The sequence below is a fragment of the Paracoccus liaowanqingii genome (assembly GCF_004683865.2).
Classification (GTDB): Bacteria; Pseudomonadota; Alphaproteobacteria; order Rhodobacterales; family Rhodobacteraceae; genus Paracoccus; species Paracoccus liaowanqingii.
In genome coordinates, this window is sequence record NZ_CP038439.1 from 2,180,569 (window position 1) to 2,198,030 (window position 17,462).

Sequence of the window (17,462 nt, forward strand, 5' to 3'; positions counted from 1 at the left end):
CCGGCAGGGGCGCGGGCCAAGGGTCATGCCTGCGATAGCCGGCGCGCCACGCTGTCGCCAAGCGTCTCGAGGATCAGGCAGCACGAGGTCGCCCCGGCATCGGGCACCCCGCGCGACCGCTCGCCCAAGCGCGCCGCCCGGCCCAACCGCGCCACCATATCGACGGTGCTGTCGCGACCTTGCCGTGCCGCCTTGGCCATCGCGGCCAGCGCGGCGGGGAAACCATGCGGGATGGCGGCATCGAAGGCTGCAACCGCAGGGACAAGGCAATCCATCAGGGTCTTGTCGCCCACCTTGGCGGCCCCGGTCGTCGAGACGCCCTCCAGCCCGGCGCGCAGCATCACCGCAAACCCCACCGCGTCGAGGGCGTCCCGCCCTTCGACCGCACGAGCCATGTCGCGGAACATGAAGCCATAGAGCGGCCCCATGGAGCCACCAATTTCCGACATCAGCACGTCCGACAGCACCGACAGGCCAGCATCCAGAGTTCCTTCCTGCCCCGCAAGGCGTTCAGCGGCTCGGCCAAAGCCCTTGGCCATGTTGATCCCGTGATCGCCATCACCGATCAGCCCGTCGATCTCGGACAGGTGCGACTTGTTGGCGACGATCACGGCGGCCAGATCGCCCACGATCCCCGAGGCCGTACCCAGCACCAGCCGGGGCGAGCCGACCGCCTCAGGCGCGCGCGGGGTCTGGATGTCCGCCCTGCCTACAGCAGCCGTGCGGCGCGGGCCCGGGGCCACCACGCCAACCGGCGGAACGGCGGCGCCCACTACAGTCAGACCCGGCGAGGCGCAATCCAGATCCAGCAGCGCCTTGCGATCCTCGTCCAGCGCCATGACGGTCAGCGTCGCGCCGACCATCTCCAGCGAGGTGAAGTAATTGCCGACGAAGGCCCGATGCACGCGTAGCCCCGCGCCCTCCAGCCCCGTCTCGATGCGGTCATAAAGGACATACAGCTCGTTCACCGGCGTCGCCCCCAGGCCCGAGACCATCACGGCAACCTCGGTCCCCTCGGGCAGGGCGTGATCGTCCATCACGATTTGGACCATGTCATCGGCCACGTGGTCGGCGGTCTTCAGGAGCTCGATGCGGGCGCCGGGTTCGCCGTGATGTCCGATGCCCACCTCCATCGTGCCGGGGGCGATCTGGAAATTCGGATGACCCACGGCAGGCAGGGTGCAGGGGCCAAGGCCCACGCCGACCGAGCGGCAGGCGTCGATGGCCGCCTGCGCCGCCGCGTGCACCTCGGCCAGCGTCCCGCCAAGCGCGGCCTTCGCGCCGCCGATCTTCCACATGAAGATCTCTCCGGCCACGCCGCGCCGCTTGGCCCGTTCGGACAGGGGCGCCGAGCAGACATCGTCATTGGCCACGACGGTGGCGACCTCGATCCCCTCGGCGGCGACATCGGTCGCGGCCATTTTCACGTTCATGTTGTCGCCGGCATAATTGCCATACAGCACCGCGACCCCGGCCCCGCCATCGGCGGCCCGGATCGCATCGGCAAAGCTTTTCGCCGTGGGCGAGGAGAACAGTTCTCCGATGGCCACCGCGTCGAGGAGGTGGCGCCCGGCATAGCCGATGAAGGCGGGCTCGTGCCCCGAGCCGCCGCCGGTGACGATGCCGACCTTGCCGTCCTGCGGGGCAAAGCGCGACACCACCACCCGCGGATTGGCCGGATCCTTGCGCAGCAGATCGCCATGCGCCTTAACGAAGCCCGCCACGGTCTCGTCGACCAGATCATCGGGGTCGTTGACGAAGCGCTGCAGTCCCACGGTTGTCCTGTCGTCCATCATTGCACCGTATATCCGCCATCGACCAATAGGTCCGCACCATTGATCATCGCCGCCGCGTCGGATGCCAGAAACACCGCCGCCGCCGCGACCTCGTGGGGTTCGGCAAAGCGGCCTGCGGGGATCTGCGCCTTCATCGCCTCGCCCTTGGGCCCCTCCCAGGCCTTGCGGCCCAGATCGGTCATCACCACGGTGGGCGAGATGGCATTGACGGTGATCCCGTGCCGCCCCCATTCCAGCGCCAGCGTCTTGGTCACGCCGATGATCCCGAATTTCGACGCGCAATAGGCCACATGCCCCTCGATCGCGACCGAGGCCGCCTGACTGGCCAGGTTGATGATCCGCCCGCCAGTGCCCGCCGCGATCATCGCCCGGCCCACGGCCTGTGCCATCAGGAAGCTGCCGGTCAGGTTGACCGCCAAGGTCCGGGTCCAGGCGGTTCCGGTCAGATCCTCGGCCGGCGCCAGATCGACGATGCCGGCCGAGTTCACCAGGATGTCGATCCCAGCGAACCGGGCAGTCACGGCAGCGACCGCCGCCGCGATGCTGTCGGGGTCCGTCACGTCGCAGGCGAAAGCGGATGACGGCCCGCCCATCGCATCCGCAGCCCGGGTTGCGGCGTCAAGGTTTGTATCCAGTAGCGCGACCGTCGCGCCTTGGGCGGCAAAAGCCTGCGCGATCGCCGCCCCGATGCCCGAGGCGGCGCCGGTCACGACGGCGGTCTTTCCCGCCAGACCAAAATCGAGTGGAGCACCCATCGGCGGTCCTTCCTGTCCATGTGTCATGCCGCCCCGCCCCAAGATAGGGCGAGGGTCTGTTCAAGGTGCCCCCGGCAGCAGGTGCCGCCGGAGGGCCGGATCATTACGAATTGCGGCCTATTGACGGCCGGCCAGCAGGTCGTCGACATTGTCGGCCGTGACCGGGGTCCATGGCACGTTGTATTCCTTGGACGCGCCGTCGTTCCATGGCATCTCGGGATACTGCTCCCAGATGTCGGCCATGGGTTCGTAATCCGGACGCACCGCCTTGATCGCCACGTCGATCGAGCCCAGGGCCTGTGCCTCGCCGTCCTGCAGGATCGAATCCATCTCTCCGGACTTGACGGCGTTCAGGGCATCCGTGACGCCATCGACACCCGCGATGGCAAAGTCAGACACGTCCATGCCAGCGGCCTTGATCGCCTCGATCGCGCCAAGCGCCATCTCGTCGTTCTGGGCAATTACGCCCTTGATGTTTTCGCCATGCGAGGTCAGCCAGTTTTCCATCAGGGCCTGAGCCTCGGCCCGCGACCAGTTGCCGGTCTGGCGTTCCAGGATGCTGACATCGGGGCATTCGGCCAAGGCCTGCTCGTTGCCCTCGCCGCGCTGGATTTCGCCGGACTGGCCGATGGGGCCCTCAATGATGACCACGTCGCCGGTGCAGCCCATCTTGTCGAGAACAGCCTTGGCCTCCAGATAGCCCGCCTCGACATCGTTCGAGCCGACATAGGCGGTCAGCAGGTCGCTGTTCACCCGCGCATTCGAGCCGACGACCGGAATGCCCGCATCGACGGCCAGTTGCACGGCGGTGGCGCCAGCCTCGACATCCATGGGCGCGAAGACGATGGCGTCGAACCCTTGGGTGATCATCGTCTCGAACTGGTCCTGCTGGACCAGCGCGTCGTAGCGGCCGTCGAAGATGGTCAGCTCGACCATGCCCGACTGGACCGCAGGATGCGTTTCGCCGGCGGCCGACCACAGCTGCATGAATTCGGCATTCAGGCCATAGGCAGCCATGCCGATCTTGATCGGATCGTCCTGCGCCTGCACGGCGCCGACCCCGAGGCCAAGCGCCAGCGCGCTGGCGGTCATCATCATCTTCGTCGTCATCTGGTTTCCTCCCTAAGTGACAAACCTCTTGGGCCATGGCCCACCGGCATCTGGCCGGATCTCAGTCTTCGGTCTTGCGCGACCGGTCTAGCAGGACGGCGGCCACGATCAGCGCGCCCTTGATCACCTGCTGGTAATAGGATTCGACCCCAAGCAGATCGAGACCGTTATTCATGACCCCGATCAGCAGCGCGCCGATCACCGTGCCGGTCACGCGACCCACCCCGCCCGCCAGACTGGTGCCGCCGATCACCACCGCTGCGATGGCGTCCAGTTCGTAGGCGACGCCCGCCTGGGGCAGGGCGGATCCGGTGCGTGCTGCCAGAATCATGCCCGCAATCCCCGCCAATGCGCCCGAGATGGCATAGACCGCAAATCGGATGCGCCGGACTGGCAGGCCCGAGACCTTGGCCGCATGGGGATTGCCCCCTACCGCATAGACATGGCGCCCGAACCGGGTCCGGGTCAGCACGAAGTGCGCCACCGCAAAGACCAAGGCGAACAGGATGATCGGCACCGGGATACCCGCGATGTCACCCGTTCCGATCCAGCGATAGCCGTCGGTCAGCGCCGGGACCGGGCGCCCGCCCGAATAGATCAGCGTCAGCCCGCGCGCGGCCGACAGCATGCCAAGCGTCGCCACGAAGGCCGGAACAGAAAACCGCGCCACTGCCAGGCCGGACAAGGCCCCGACCGCGATGCCGGTCATCACGCCGACCAGCATCGGCACCAGTGGCGTGTAAGGCGCCCCGGGAATGAACCCCGCCGACGATGTTGTCGCGAAACTGGCCGAGACGACCCCCACCAACGCCACGACCGACCCCACCGACAGATCGATCCCTCGCGTCAGGATGACGAAGGTCATGCCGATCGCCAGGATCCCGTTGATTGAGGTCTGGCGCAGCACGTTGATGATGTTGCGCGAACTGAGAAAGTTGTCGCTGACCACTGCCAGCACGACGCACAGCACCGCCAGCGCGATCAGGATGCCGTATCGCTGCAGGGCAGGTCCCACCCGCGACGCGGCACTGCGGCGCTGCTCCGTTCCCGCCCCGGCAGGAACTCCGGCCTTGATCTGCTCTTCCACCCTGATCCTCCCGTTCATGCATCCCCGCCGTCGCCGTCAAGCGCGCTCGCGCCCGCCCATCGGCGTTTCAGGCAGCCAGATGCAGCAATTTCTCGGCCGACATTCCGGCGCGCTCCAACTCTCCGGCGACGCGCCCGTCACGCATCACCAAGGCACGGTCGGCCATGCCCAGCACCTCGTCGGTCTCGGACGAGACCATGATCACCGCGCCCCCCGCGCGGGCAAAATCGGACATCACGCGATATATTTCGCGCTTGGCGCCCACGTCCACGCCGCGCGTCGGCTCGTCCAGCAGCAGGATGCGCGGCTCGGTCAGAAACCACTTGCCCAGAACCACCTTCTGCTGGTTGCCGCCCGACAGATGCGCAACGCTTTGCCGGTCCGATGCGGTGCGGATGTTCAGCGTGTCGATCATCCGGGTAGCGGCGCGGACTTCTGCGGCGGCGTTCATGACCGGGCCCGCCGACATGCGGTCCAGCGTGGCCAGGCACAGGTTCTCGCGCACGTCGCCGGTCAGGACCAGGCCCGACCGCTTGCGGTCCTCGGTCACATAGGCCAGCCCAGAATCGATCGCGTCGCGGGGCGAGCGGATGGAGACCGGCGACCCCTCGATCCAAATCTGGCCGCCGGTCCGGGACGACAAGCCAAAAAGGCGGTCGAATATCTCGGTGCGTCCCGATCCCATCAACCCGTAAAGGGCCAGGATCTCGCCGCGCCGGACGGAAAAGCTGACGTCGCGCACGCCGCGATCGGCATCGAGCTGGCTGACCGACAGAATGTCCTCGGATCCGGGGACGTTCTCCTTGATAAATTCCTCGGTCAGGGGCCGGCCCACAACCAACTGGATCAGCCGGTCCTTGTCGATATCAGCCAGGGCCCCGGTCTCGACGAAAGCGCCGTCGCGGAACACCGTATAACTGTCGCAGATGCCGAAGATCTCGGACAGGCGGTGGCTGACATAGATCACGCCTTTTCCGCGCGCCTTCAGCATGGCGATGGCGGCAAACAGCTGATCGGCCTCGGCTTCTCCCAGGGCCGAGGTTGGTTCGTCCATGATGATGACCTCGGCATCATAGCTGAGCGCCTTGGCGATCTCGACCAGCTGGGTCTGCGCGACGGTCAGGTCCATCATCAGGCTGTCGGCGCGGATGCCGAAATGAAAGCCGTCCAGCAGTTCTTGGGCCCTACTGTTCATCTTCTTGAACTGAATGCGTCCAAACAGCCCCACGGGCTCGCGCCCCAGATAGATGTTCTCAGCGACAGTCATGGCGGGAACCGGGCTCAACTCCTGCTCGATGATCGAGATGCCGTTAGCAAGTGCCGCGGACGGGCTGTCGAAAGTGACCTCTGCCCCGTTGCGTCGAAGCGTCCCCGCATCGCGATGATGAATACCCATCAGGATTTTCAGAAAGGTCGACTTGCCGGCGCCGTTACCACCGCACAGCGCATGCACCGACCCCGGCTGCAGAGCGAACTGTCCCAGCCGGAGCGCCGCCACCCCATTGAATGATTTTTGAAAGCCAGCGGCCTCCAGCAATAGTGAACTCATGATTCCCCCGAAAACACAGATAAAATCTGTGCCTTGACAACTGTCAGGCCTCCACTGACGTTAGAACGTTAGGGTGGTCAAGTAGCTGTTGTCAATAGACAGGCTAGCCGCTTCGATGTTGGGAAAGGAGCGTGTGATCGTGTCCCAACATTGAGTGTAGGAGGGCCGACCTCCAGAGAGGTTCGAGCCTGATCAGGTGGCCACGGCGGGCAGCCTGACCGTAATATTGTCAGTGATGCGGGTGAGGGTTTCAGGCGATATGTATTGGCGCGCGACGGCCTGTGGGAAAGTTACTGTCGGATTGGGCCTCGGGCACCACGCCCAACATGCTGCCCTTTCCGGTCACCCCGCCACAGCCGATCCCGTTTCACTTGATGAAGAAGCCGGCCGTCATGGCAACGGTGGTATGGTCGTGGCTGCGCGACGCGCTGGAGTAGCCTCCGGGCAGCACCCGATCACACCTCGCCTTCGTGAACCGCATCCCCCCAAGGGCTCATGATCTCGGTCGCGCCGCAGTTACGACCCGCTTCGCGCATGACGCCTGCAGGCACGGCGAAAGCGTAAGGGTGGACGGTGCGTTTCGCGGTCGTCACGGGACCGAGGGCCGCCAGCGCCTCGGCCACGTCGGGCGGCAGATCCTCGTCCATCACGGTGCCTGTGGCGCCGGAGGCGTCGATGCGGGGGGTGTGGAACGCGGCCTCCAGATCCATGCCGAAATCCACCATGAAGCTGACCAGATTGGCCACCGCCGGCAGGATCTTGCGCCCGCCCGAGGCGCCGATGGCGAACATCCGGTCGCCCACCTGCCCCACGGTCGGGCAGACATTCATCAGGCAGCGCTTGCCCGGCGCGAGGGAGTTGGGCTTGCCGGGCTCGGGGTCGAACCACATGATGCCGTTGTTCAGCAGCATCCCGGTCTGCGGCGAGACGACATGGCTGCCGAACATCGACAGCAGCGTCTGCGTCACGTTCACCATGTTGCCGTGCCGGTCCACCACGCTGAAGCTGGTGGTGCAGGCCGGGGCGCGCGGGCTTTCGCCGGTATCGCCCCCCTGGGCCAGCCGGTCGCGATAAGCTGCGCCCAGCCCTGAGGCCAGCGCGCCGTAGCTGGCCGCCGAGGGCGCCTCGCCCGGCAGGAAGGCGACCTCCATCTGCTGCAGGGTCTTCACCAGCTCCGCCCCGGCGGACAGGCCCGAGGGCGCATGGATCACCGCGTCGCGGTAGCGGATGGTGCGGGGCGTCGTGGCCAGCGCCCGATAGGCCCGCAGATCGTCCAGCGACAGGCAGCCCCCCTTGGCCCCGACATCCTCGACCAGCATGCCCGCGATGGCGCCGTCGTAGAAGTCCTGCGCGCCGTGGTCGGCAAGACGACGCAGGGTGGCGGCATGGGTGCGCTGGTCCAGCCGGGCGGTGGCCGCCGTGGTCCAGCCCGCGATATCGGGCCATTGCCCATCCGCCAGAAACATCGCTGCCGCATCCGGATCCTGCGCCAGCTGGCGCGCCGCCGAGGCGATCAGCAGCGATGAGTACCAGTCGAGCTGCATCCCTTCCTCGGCCAGCGCCACGGCGGGAGCCAGCAGATCGGCCCAGTCCTTCGTGCCATAGCGCTCATGCGCCAGCGCCATCCCCGCCACCGTGCCTGGCACCGCGACAGAGGTCGCGCCAAAGATGTTGCGGTCGTCCCGGACCCGCGTCCACGGGAACAGATCCGCCGCCTGCCGCCCCGGCTCCAGCGGGTAGTCGGCGACGTCCAGCGCGGCGGGGGAACGCATGCCGAACTCGATGGTTTCGGCCCGCGCCTCGCCCGCACGCCACAGGGTCATCATGCCGCCGCCCATCGGTCCCGACATCCACGGCTCGACCACCCCCACCGCAAACGAGGTCGCGACCGCCGCATCTATGGCATCGCCCCCCGAGGCCAGTACCGCCGCCCCGACCTCGGCAGCCTTGCGGTGCTGGCAGGCAACAACACCCCCATCGGTCCACACGACGTCTTTGCGGATACGCTGCGTTCGGGAGAAATTTGTCATGTCATCGGCTTTCTGTCGTCATGGGCGCTTGGAAGCAGGCGAGCGCCATCAGACGGTGCTGCGGCCCGTCATGCAAGGTCGCCAGCGACGAAAGCTGGCCCATCGCCAGCCAAACCGGCAGCGGACGATCATAAGACGGGCGGCTGTCTGTCTCGGGAGCGTGCGGGCCTCGGCTTTCAATCCCTGGCACCGCTCGGCACCGTGCCAGGAAAGGGATCGTGGCATGGCCGCGCGGTCGATTTCGACGCCTGCGCGTTCAGCCCCGCACGTACATTCAGGAACAGGTCATCCGCGACAGGCCTCTCGAGAACCGCAATTTTGGTCAAGCGCATGTCCTGCCAAGGCAAGTCAGGATATCAAGGTCTCGGCGCGCAGCCATCCCGTCGATTTCTCAAGTTGGATTATGACCTCCCGAAAAGAATGCCCGATTTGCTCAGGCTGTAGGTTTCCGGATGAAATTACCCCTGCGTCGACCCCCGTCACCCCGTCTCGTAATCCGAACAGGTACACCGCCGCGCGGCCTCAATGTGATGGTGGGTTGCGGCAAGATGGGGCTCTTGCCGATCCAGTCGATGCGTATCTGCCGCAGGATCGTGGCCAACAGCAGCACCGCCTCGATCATCGCGAAGCGCTGGCCGATGCAGATGCGGGGTCCACCGCCGAAGGGCATGTAGGCAAAGCGCGGCAGCCTATGACGCAGGCAATCAAGCCACCTGACGGGCAGGAAGTCCTCGGGACGATCATAATGGCGGGGGTCGCGGTGGATGACCCATGGGCTGATGAAGATCGTTACGCCTGCGGGGATGTCATATCCGCCGATCCGGAACGGCTGCACCGACTCGCGCCCGATCACCCAGGCCGGCGGAAAGAGCCGCATGGTCTCGGTGACCACCGCCTCCGTCAGCGACAGACGTTCGACATCGGCCAGTTCCAGCGGCCTGTCCGCGGCAACCGCCCGGACCTCGTCGGCCACGCGGTCGGCGACCGAAGGATGCTGGCCCAGAAGGTAGAAGGCCCAAGACAAGACAAGCGCCGTCGTCTCGTGCCCCGCCAGCAGAAGGGTGATGACCTCGTCGCGCAGCCGGTCGTCGGACATGCCCCGGTCATCCGCGTCCCGCGCGGCCATCAGGCGGGACAGGACATCCCGGCGGCCGTCGAAACCGCTGAGCCGCCGCGTGTCGATCAGACCGCGAATGAGCCCCTCGATCTTCCTGATCCCGCGCAGGTAACGGAGGTGGCCCGGCAAGGGCAGCCAGTCAGGCAGAAGGACCGGGCGCGTGATCCGGGATTCCATCTCGCGCAGGATGTCCTCCAGTGCCTGGTCGATGCCCGCATTCTCGATATCGGCATCGAACAGCGTGCGGGCCGCCACGTCGAAGGACAGCGCCATCATCCGGGGATGCGCGTCGAAGGTGTCCCCATCCTGCCAGCCGGCGACCGTGGCTTCGGCGATCCGGACGATGGATGGCACGTATGATGTCAGCTGCGCACTCGCAAAGGCGGGGGCGGCCAGTTTCCGTTGCCGCCGCCACGCCTTCCCCTCGCTGGTCAGAAGTCCGGCCCCGAAGAGCGCCCTGGTCTGCCGCCAGACAAGTGTGTTCTTGGTGAAGCATTGATGCTCGGACACCAGGATCGTTTCCACCGCCGCCATTTCGGTGACGGCAAGAGCCGGCCATCCCGCAAAGTTGGCCGCCACGATGTCCCCAAATTCGTGCTGGCAGCGGGTGAAGAAACCTAGTTGATCACGCCCGAAGTCGAGGATGTTGCCCAGGATCGGCAGCCCGGATGGTCCTGGGGGCTGCTTGAGGGCGCCTTTCGCGCCTGCTATGACGGGGCCGGACGACATGGGGCGAACCTTTCGTTCCCAACCTATAGGGCGGCGTTCCTGCGATCGCGGTGTCAGGCATCCTGCATGATCAAGAAAAAGCTGTCTTGGGATATGATGTCGGAAAGCGCCGGAATGGATCCGGGCCGTCGTCCGAACATGGAGAATCAAGAGGGCGTCGAATGCGCATACGATGCCTTCATGATACTTGATCACGGACGGAGTCGACAATATGGCACATAGCTCTTGACACTGAAATCTAAGCTGCTCTCTTCCGAATTAACGGCGTGATGTGAACAATGGTCTCGGCCATACTGACCATTACATCGCCGTCCTGAATGTTAACCTGCAGCTTCATTGCGCGGTCTGCTAGTTTTGCGAGTTCGTTTGTGTCTTTCTCAGATAGATTGATCACTTGAAGGTTGTCGAAACGGGCGGCGGCATGCTTTATTTTGGTCCACCACAAGTTTGCCGTCCTGCCTCCGTATGGATAGATGACCACCTTGTCGGCCTTGTTACAGGACTGGCGTATTACCTTCTCACTGGGCAATCCGAGGGTCACCCATACATTCAGTTCGCCACTAAGGCTCTTCTGCCATATGTCTGGCTCGTCGTCAGCTGACAGGCCCTTCGTCATCTCCAGATGCTCGCTGGCGTTTAGCGCAAAAGCGAAAATGCGGACCATCAATCGCTGATCCGTTTCTGAGGGATGCTTGGCAACGGTAAGCTTGTGGGTTTCGTAATAGTGACGGTCCATGTCAGACACTGAGAGCTCGACTTTATGAATGGTGGCATTCTGCGCCATAGCCGACTCCAAATCCTTGATGATTGGGATGCCTACTGGGCCTGACCATGTTATGTAGGCAGATACTTGCAAGACGCACGGCGCCAATATCTACTCCATTGGATGAATAACCCGGTGTAGGAAATCCTGCGTTCGGGGATGTTGTGGTGCCCGCAATATCTGCGCGGGCTCGCCCTGCTCAACGATGACACCCCCCTCGAGAAACAGCACCCGGTCCGCGACCTCACGGGCGAAGCTCATCTCATGAGTGACGACGACCATGGTCATACCCTCGGTGGCAACATCGCGCATCACGCCCAGAACCTCGCCAACCAGTTCAGGATCCAGCGCCGAGGTCGGCTCGTCGAAGAGGATGGCCTTGGGCTCCATCGCCAGCGCGCGGGCGATGGCGACGCGTTGCTGTTGCCCCCCGGACAGCTGGCCGGGGTGATAATTGGAACGGGGGCCCAACCCGACTTTGTCCAGAAGGCTGCGGGCCTGTTCCCTGGCCTCGGCTCTCGGGATACCCTTGACGTGGACGGGCCCCTCCATGACATTTTCCAGCGCGGTGCGGTGCGGGAACAGGTTGAAGCGCTGAAAGACCATCGACACCTGCGTTCGGATGCCGGTGATCGACTTGTTGGCAGGATCGACGGTTTGACCGTCCACCGTGATCAGTCCCTGATTATAGGCCTCGAGCCCGTTAATGCAGCGCAGGACGGTCGACTTGCCCGATCCCGAGGGGCCGATGATGCACACCACCTCGCCGCGCGCGACATCGAAGCTCATGCCCTTGATGACCTCCGACGACCCGAATGATTTGTGGATGTCCTGAACAGAGATCATGCCTTGGAATACCTTTTGTCAGATGCCGGGTGAGGAAGGTCAGGGGCAGGCTGAGCGCTAGATAGATCAGCGCCACCAGCGTAAAGACGGTCAGGTTGTCGAAGGTCGACGAGGCGATCAACTGCCCCTGCCGGGTCAGCTCGGCCACCGTGTTGGTTGAGACCAGCGAAGAGTCCTTCAGCATCATGATGACCGTATTGCCGAAGGACGGCAGCACGATTTTGACCGCCTGAGGCATGATGACCCGGCGCATGACCAGCCAGTCGGTCATGCCGATCGACTGTGCCGCCTCGATCTGACCCTTGTCGATGGCCTCGATCCCGGCGCGGAAGTTCTCGGCCTGATAGGCGGAATAGGCGACGCCCAGACCGATGATCCCGGCCTGCAGCGCGGTGAGATTGATGCCGATATCGGGCATCACGAAGTAGATGTAGAACAGCTGGACGATGATCGGGATGCCCCGGATGATGGTGATGAAGCCCCGGCTGATGATGACCAGAACCGTGATCCGCGACCAGGTCATCACTGCCCACATGAACCCCAAAAGCGTGCTGAGGATGACCGAACCGATGGTCACGACCAGCGTCAGCCAGACACCTTCAAGCAGAATGGGCAGGTATCTGCCTGCACGGGCCAGAAATTCCGTCATCCGCAGCTCCTTGGATCATGGTCGGCCGGATGAACCTCCGGCCTTGCCCTTTGGTCAGGGTCTTACTCGATGCCCCATTCGGCAATGATCTCTTCCAGTTGACCCGACTCCTTGATCGTGGTTAGCCCCCGGTTGATCCGCTCGAGCAGTTCGGTATCGGACTGGCGGACGGCAATTGCCACATCGCCTACGATCTGGCTTTCATATTCGGGCACCAGCCGCACATCTGCCGGGTTCTGATCCAGTTGATAGGCAACGATGGGACGATCACCGAAATTGGCATCGATCCGGCCCAGAGAGACGTCGCGCATGATGTCCGAGTTTGGCCACCGCCGGTCACGGACGATGGCCTTGCGATCAGTCCAGCATTACCCCGGACAGGCGGATTAGCCCGTCGGGATAGGGGGTGAAGCCGCTGAGGCCCGCCTCCATCCCCCAGATCCAAGTCGGGTGATACAGATAGATCAGCGGCTGGTCGCGATCCAGGATCTTGCGCGCCGCGTCGTAGCTGGCCTTGCGCAGAACCGGATCCGTCGCGCTGCGGGCATCATTCAGAAGCCGGTCGACCTCGGCGTCGCAGTAGCGGGTATCGTTGATGCCGCCCTCGCAGGTCACCATCTGGTGCAGGTTCGCGTCCGGGTCGACATAGCCGGACCAGCCGCTGAGGTCCGCCTGATAATCTCCGGCGGTCTGCGACGACAGAAGTGTGGCGAATTCCAAGGCCTGGATCTGAATGTTGAACCCCGCTTCCGAGGCCATGGCCTGAATGACCTGGGCCACCTGCTGCGAGATCGGGTTGTTGGGAACCGTCAGGGTCATGTCGACGCTGTCCACCCCGACCGAGGCCATCAGCGCGCGCGCCGCTTCGACATCCAGGGCGGGCATCGGCGTCTCGGCGTCATACCATGTCGAACCGGGGGCGAAGGGCTGGTTGCCGGGGGTGAACAGCCCGTCAAAGACGACCTGGTTGAGCGCCTCTCGGTCGATGGACAGCGACAGGGCGCGGCGCAGTTCGGGATGCTGCGACAGCGGGTTATGGCCCCCTGCCCCGGCGCCATTCGCGACGTTCACGACGATCCCCTGGTAGCCGAGGCCCTGCACCTCGGCATAGGCCAGATCCAGATCGCCCTGAACGGTGGCGACATCCGAGGTAGCCACGCGCTCGACCAGGTCCAGATCGCCCGAACGCAGGTTGGCCAGACGCACCGTCGCGTCCGGGATCGGCAGATAGGTCACCGTCTCGAAGTGGAAATCCTCGGCCGCATAGTAGTCCGGATCCTTTTCCAGCACGATCCGCTCTTGCTGGACCCGCTCCCTGAACGCGTAGGGGCCGATGCAGACCGGGGCGCTGCCGAAATCGGCACCCGCCGCCTCGGCGGCCTCCGGGGACACCATGATGCCGGACCGCGCCGCCAACCGCGCCAGAAGCGTGGCATCGGGGGCATTCAGATGAAAGGTCACGCGATCCTCGGCATCCGCCGTCACCGAGGTGATTGAGGTCAGCTCGCTCTTGCGACGGCTTTCCGGCAGATCGCGGGACCGTTCGATATTGCGCACCACATCCTCGGCCGTGAAGCTGGTCCCGTCTTGGAACGTGACGCCCGTGCGCAACTGCATGGTCAACGACATGCCGTCTTCGGCAGTGCTCCATTCGGTGGCCAGCTGCGGGATGATGGTCGCGTCCGGGGCGATGCCCACCAGCTTGTCGCACATCGACGCCATGACGATCTCGCCCACGAAGGTGCGGGACTGATCGGGATCGAGCGTGTCGGGATCGTCGGCCAGACCGATACGAAGGTCCGCGGCAGCGACGGGAAACGCCAATGTCGCCGCAAGGCAGGCGCCTATTAGGAAAGGAATTTTCTTCATGTCGTCAGCCTTTGGTGAGAAGCGTTTTCTTCAGCCGACCGTGAACGCCCTTTTCGCCGTTCACGGTCTGGGTCACCGCGAAATCCACGGCGAGCGAGCAGAACTGGTAGGCCTCGGTCAGGGTGATGCCCGTCCGTTCGCTGATGATGGCGATCATCTGGCGCAGGGCGATGCGCATCGCCTCGTCCAGATCGGCGTGAAAGCCCATCGAGATGATCTCGTCCGCCGTCTCGGCTTGGGGCAAGGTCACCGAATGGTCGCCCGCCTTGCGCAGCGTGAAGGTGAATGTGCCGGTCAGCGACATCTCCAGCGCGGTGATGCAGACCTCGCCGTCGCCCTGGCAGCCGTGCCCGTCACCGCAGGAGAAGAGCGCCCCCTCGGCATGCACGGGCAGCGACAGCGTGGCGCCCGGCGTCAGCAGCTTGAGGTCCATGTTGCCGCCATGCAGGCGCGGCTGGATCGAGGTCAGCTCTCCCCATTCGGGGGGCGGGGCGACGCCCATCACCCCGAAGAACGGGTTCAGGGGTAGCACGGCGCCCCAAGGCAGCCGCGCGGTGCGGGCCGCCCGATCCACCGGGATCAGGGTCATGGCTTGCTGCGAGACCGGAAATTCGCCGATCAGCGTCCCCGAACTGGGACGCACCAGGTTGAAGCCCCAGTCCGCGCCCAGCTCGACCGCGTCGATGCGGATGTCCAGCACGTCGCCGGGCTGCGCCCCCCGGATCGCCACCGGCCCGGTCAGCAGATGCCCCCGCCGGGGCAGATCCGCCGCCAGGATGTCCCGCAGCGCCGGGGCGACGGTCATGCCCGAACCGTCGGGCGGCAGCACCTCCTCGCGCCCCGAATGGGTCTCGATCGTCAGGGTGTCGCCGGCTTCGATCTCCAGCACGGGGGGCAATCCGGACCAGAAGCGGCCCCAATGAACGGTCCGGGGCGTGGCCGCGAGAGAGTGGGTGGTCATCGGTCGGTTGCCTTCCATCGTCGACATGCCAGCCTGTGCTTTCGCCCGGCATGTCGCAGATCTGTTACGTTCGACCCATGATCGCGGTCCGGGTCGCGATCACGGCTGTCGGAGGTGCATCTGTCGTCGTTCGAGGCGCGATCGAGCGGGGCATCTTGGTCAACCTCGGCAACCAGACCCGCGTCCCGGCCGCGTTCCATCGCCGGGCACCCTCGATCAGGAATGCGAAGATGACCAGCGACGGGCGAAAAAATATTCAAGGAAGCCGGTCATCCGCTTTACAATTGGGCAGATGATTTCATGAGAGCCGCGACATCGGGCATCTGGATGCGCCTCTGCGCGCCAATCGGATCACAGCCGGAGATCCGAAACGTGCCGTTGGCTGGCTACGGGTGGTCGTTACCGTTCGACATATCGATCGCGCCTGAATGCCGCTGTCATCGAAGGTCGACAAAGGGTCCCGCGACGGTGTCTCTGAAACCTGGACCGCAGAGGTCCAGGCTCAAATACGGGTCATCCATGCTCTTCGGCGGCTGTCTGTTCCAGCGCCTGATTCAAGGCCCGCAGGACGTCGATGTGGTGAACGCTGCCGATCAGACGCGGAGGATCATCCGGGCCGTCGCAGGCCATCACGGCAAGACAGACAGCGCCGCAGCGATCGAACAGGGGCAAGGCCTCGGCCAGGGTCGTGGTGGGGGCCACCGTAGGATGCGTCTCGGCCAAGGACCGGACCAGATCCTCGGCGGGGGCATCTTCGACACCCAGCGCACGGATGACCGGAGTGATGCGAAGCTGATGGGGCAGCCAGGCCTGGGGTCCTTCGGACAGATGAATGCCCCGCTGCTCCAGCTGAGTCAAAAAGAAGGATCGTTTCACGAGGGTCGATGCCAGGGCCGAACTGAGCGAGACCGAGGTCATCACCGCGATGCCTGTCTGCCAGTCCCCCGTCATCTCGAAGACGATCAGGGCCGTCGAGATCGGCGCGCCCAGGACCGCTGCCCCGACAGCGGCCATGCCGGCGAAGGCGTAGACGTTGACGCTTCCGGAATAGCCGGGTGCAAGCGTGGTCGCGATGATCCCGAACGCCAGGCCGGTCAGCGATCCCATGACCAGTGCCGGGGAAAAGACCCCGCCACCCATCCGCCCGCCCAGCGTGATCGCCACCGCCAGAGCCTTGACGGTGGCAAACAGGATCGCCTGCGCCAAGCCGATCTGTCCCGAGAGCGCCGCAGCCGTGGTCTCGTACCCGACGCCGATGATATGCGGGAAGGGAATTGCGATCGCGCCAAGCGCCAATCCCGCCAGCGCGGGCCTGGACCATCGGGGCCAGCCGATCGCGGTCATCGCCCGGCTTGCAAGCCGATCGGCCCTGAAGATCCCACTCATCATGGCCGCGGCGACTAGAGCAGAGACAAGGCCGAGCACCATGAAGGCCGGCAGCTCGATGTGAAACGCCAGGTCCGGTTCGACCGGCAGGATGAACTCGGTCAGCCCGCCGAACTGCAGTCGGTTGATGACTGTCCCGGCCACGGCGGCAATTGCAATCGGTGCGAAGGCCCGGGTCGCGAAATGCCGGAGCACGACCTCATGCGCGAACAGGGCCCCGGCGATGGGGGCGTTGAAGCTGGCCGCGACGGCGCCGGCAACGGCGCATCCCAGAAGCTCGCGCCCCGTCACGGGACTGGCCTTGATCCGACGTGCGACGGCAGTTGAGACGACCCCGGCCAGATGCACGACCGGTCCCTCGCGACCCGAGCTGCCGCCGGTCCCGAGGGTGATCAGCGACGCGGTGGCTGATGCCAAGCCTTCGCGGACCTCCACCCGCCCCCCGTCCAGCGCCGCCCCCTCAATCACGTCGGACACGGCCCGAACCCGTCCATCCGGGGTGAACCTGTCAAGGATCAGCCCGACCGCAAGCCCCCCCATGACCGGCACCACCAGCACCCAGACCCAAGGCAGGTCACGCGCGACACTGGCAAGGGTCAGGTCATCGGCGCCATAGACCGTGGTCTGGATCCAGGAAATTCCCAACCGAAATCCAAGCGCCGCACATCCCGCCGCGATCCCGATCAGCAGGGCCAAAATCCAGAAATGCAACTGACGTCGGGCTCGATCCAGCACCGAGCCGACAACATGGAACATGTCGCGGCGTAAAGCCTGCCAGTAGGCTTTGATGGAAGTGTCAGGGGTGGGTTCCATTC

At 64.8% G+C, this 17,462-nt stretch carries 16 protein-coding genes; 1 reads left to right on the forward strand and 15 read right to left on the reverse strand.

Features of this window, described 5'->3' with window-relative positions; all coding sequences use genetic code 11:
- Positions 1–23: 23 nt before the first annotated feature.
- The 5 genes from dhaL to E4191_RS10580 form a co-directional block, all read right to left on the reverse strand.
- Entirely contained in the window at positions 24–1,775 is a 1,752-nt protein-coding gene (gene dhaL, locus E4191_RS10560) for a dihydroxyacetone kinase subunit DhaL (protein ID WP_135313376.1), read from the reverse strand.
- 17 nt (positions 1,776–1,792) lie between these two features.
- Complete coding sequence (locus E4191_RS10565; protein WP_135313377.1) at positions 1,793–2,551, reverse strand: GolD/DthD family dehydrogenase; 759 nt, start codon at positions 2,549–2,551, stop codon at positions 1,793–1,795.
- Between the two features lie 117 nt (positions 2,552–2,668).
- Complete coding sequence (locus tag E4191_RS10570) at positions 2,669–3,661, reverse strand: substrate-binding domain-containing protein (protein ID WP_135313378.1); 993 nt, start codon at positions 3,659–3,661, stop codon at positions 2,669–2,671.
- 61 nt (positions 3,662–3,722) lie between these two features.
- Positions 3,723–4,748, reverse strand: a complete 1,026-nt coding sequence (locus E4191_RS10575) for an ABC transporter permease (protein WP_228461234.1) — start codon at positions 4,746–4,748, stop codon at positions 3,723–3,725.
- A 67-nt stretch (positions 4,749–4,815) separates the two neighbouring features.
- A complete protein-coding gene (locus E4191_RS10580; protein ID WP_135313380.1) occupies positions 4,816–6,297 on the reverse strand; it encodes a sugar ABC transporter ATP-binding protein in 1,482 nt (493 codons plus the stop codon).
- A gap of 281 nt (positions 6,298–6,578) precedes the next feature.
- Between E4191_RS10580 and E4191_RS23765 the strand changes: the two genes are divergently transcribed.
- Positions 6,579–6,734: a hypothetical protein gene (locus tag E4191_RS23765; protein ID WP_176562692.1), complete on the forward strand. Its 156-nt coding sequence runs from the start codon at positions 6,579–6,581 to the stop codon at positions 6,732–6,734.
- An 18-nt stretch (positions 6,735–6,752) separates the two neighbouring features.
- Here E4191_RS23765 and E4191_RS10585 read toward each other — a convergent pair whose 3' ends face one another.
- From E4191_RS10585 to E4191_RS10625, 10 genes are all read right to left on the reverse strand, one after another.
- Entirely contained in the window at positions 6,753–8,327 is a 1,575-nt protein-coding gene (locus tag E4191_RS10585; RefSeq protein WP_135312192.1) for a gamma-glutamyltransferase, read from the reverse strand.
- Positions 8,328–8,503: 176 nt separating this feature from the next.
- The gene (locus E4191_RS23770) at positions 8,504–8,653 is read right to left on the reverse strand and encodes a hypothetical protein (protein ID WP_176562693.1); all 150 of its coding nucleotides are present in this window, start codon (positions 8,651–8,653) and stop codon (positions 8,504–8,506) included.
- A gap of 107 nt (positions 8,654–8,760) precedes the next feature.
- On the reverse strand, positions 8,761–10,173 hold the full coding sequence (locus E4191_RS10590) for a cytochrome P450 (RefSeq protein WP_135314433.1): 1,413 nt from the start codon (positions 10,171–10,173) through the stop codon (positions 8,761–8,763).
- Positions 10,174–10,411: 238 nt separating this feature from the next.
- A complete protein-coding gene (locus E4191_RS10595) occupies positions 10,412–10,957 on the reverse strand; it encodes a YaeQ family protein (RefSeq protein ID WP_135313381.1) in 546 nt (181 codons plus the stop codon).
- Between the two features lie 90 nt (positions 10,958–11,047).
- Complete coding sequence (locus tag E4191_RS10600) at positions 11,048–11,725, reverse strand: amino acid ABC transporter ATP-binding protein (RefSeq protein WP_228461236.1); 678 nt, start codon at positions 11,723–11,725, stop codon at positions 11,048–11,050.
- Positions 11,640–12,431 (reverse strand): amino acid ABC transporter permease, encoded by a 792-nt coding sequence (locus E4191_RS10605; protein WP_228461238.1) that lies wholly within the window; start codon positions 12,429–12,431, stop codon positions 11,640–11,642. Before E4191_RS10605 ends, E4191_RS10600 begins: the two co-directional genes overlap by 86 nt.
- Positions 12,432–12,493: 62 nt before the next feature.
- The gene (locus E4191_RS10610) at positions 12,494–12,742 is read right to left on the reverse strand and encodes a transporter substrate-binding domain-containing protein (RefSeq protein WP_135313383.1); all 249 of its coding nucleotides are present in this window, start codon (positions 12,740–12,742) and stop codon (positions 12,494–12,496) included.
- 46 nt (positions 12,743–12,788) lie between these two features.
- Positions 12,789–14,255, reverse strand: coding sequence for an ABC transporter substrate-binding protein (locus tag E4191_RS10615; RefSeq protein ID WP_228461240.1), 1,467 nt, complete (start codon positions 14,253–14,255; stop codon positions 12,789–12,791).
- Between the two features lie 49 nt (positions 14,256–14,304).
- Positions 14,305–15,261 (reverse strand): acetamidase/formamidase family protein, encoded by a 957-nt coding sequence (locus E4191_RS10620; protein ID WP_135313385.1) that lies wholly within the window; start codon positions 15,259–15,261, stop codon positions 14,305–14,307.
- Between the two features lie 513 nt (positions 15,262–15,774).
- Positions 15,775–17,403, reverse strand: a complete 1,629-nt coding sequence (locus tag E4191_RS10625; protein ID WP_228461242.1) for a chloride channel protein — start codon at positions 17,401–17,403, stop codon at positions 15,775–15,777.
- Positions 17,404–17,462 lie beyond the last annotated feature (59 nt).

Bases quoted from the DNA above. Each gene is read 5' to 3' on its own strand.
- E4191_RS10600 (WP_228461236.1), bottom strand. From the start codon at position 11,725: ATGAGCTTCGATGTCGCGCGCGGCGAGGTGGTGTGCATCATCGGCCCC.
- E4191_RS10610 (WP_135313383.1), bottom strand. From the start codon at position 12,742: ATGCGCGACGTCTCTCTGGGCCGGATCGATGCCAATTTCGGTGATCGT.
- E4191_RS10580 (WP_135313380.1), bottom strand. From the start codon at position 6,297: ATGAGTTCACTATTGCTGGAGGCCGCTGGCTTTCAAAAATCATTCAAT.
- E4191_RS10620 (WP_135313385.1), bottom strand. From the start codon at position 15,261: ATGACCACCCACTCTCTCGCGGCCACGCCCCGGACCGTTCATTGGGGC.
- E4191_RS10595 (WP_135313381.1), bottom strand. From the start codon at position 10,957: ATGGCGCAGAATGCCACCATTCATAAAGTCGAGCTCTCAGTGTCTGAC.
- E4191_RS10565 (WP_135313377.1), bottom strand. From the start codon at position 2,551: ATGGGTGCTCCACTCGATTTTGGTCTGGCGGGAAAGACCGCCGTCGTG.
- E4191_RS10585 (WP_135312192.1), bottom strand. From the start codon at position 8,327: ATGACAAATTTCTCCCGAACGCAGCGTATCCGCAAAGACGTCGTGTGG.
- E4191_RS10590 (WP_135314433.1), bottom strand. From the start codon at position 10,173: ATGTCGTCCGGCCCCGTCATAGCAGGCGCGAAAGGCGCCCTCAAGCAG.
- E4191_RS10625 (WP_228461242.1), bottom strand. From the start codon at position 17,403: ATGTTCCATGTTGTCGGCTCGGTGCTGGATCGAGCCCGACGTCAGTTG.
- E4191_RS10570 (WP_135313378.1), bottom strand. From the start codon at position 3,661: ATGACGACGAAGATGATGATGACCGCCAGCGCGCTGGCGCTTGGCCTC.
- E4191_RS10605 (WP_228461238.1), bottom strand. From the start codon at position 12,431: ATGACGGAATTTCTGGCCCGTGCAGGCAGATACCTGCCCATTCTGCTT.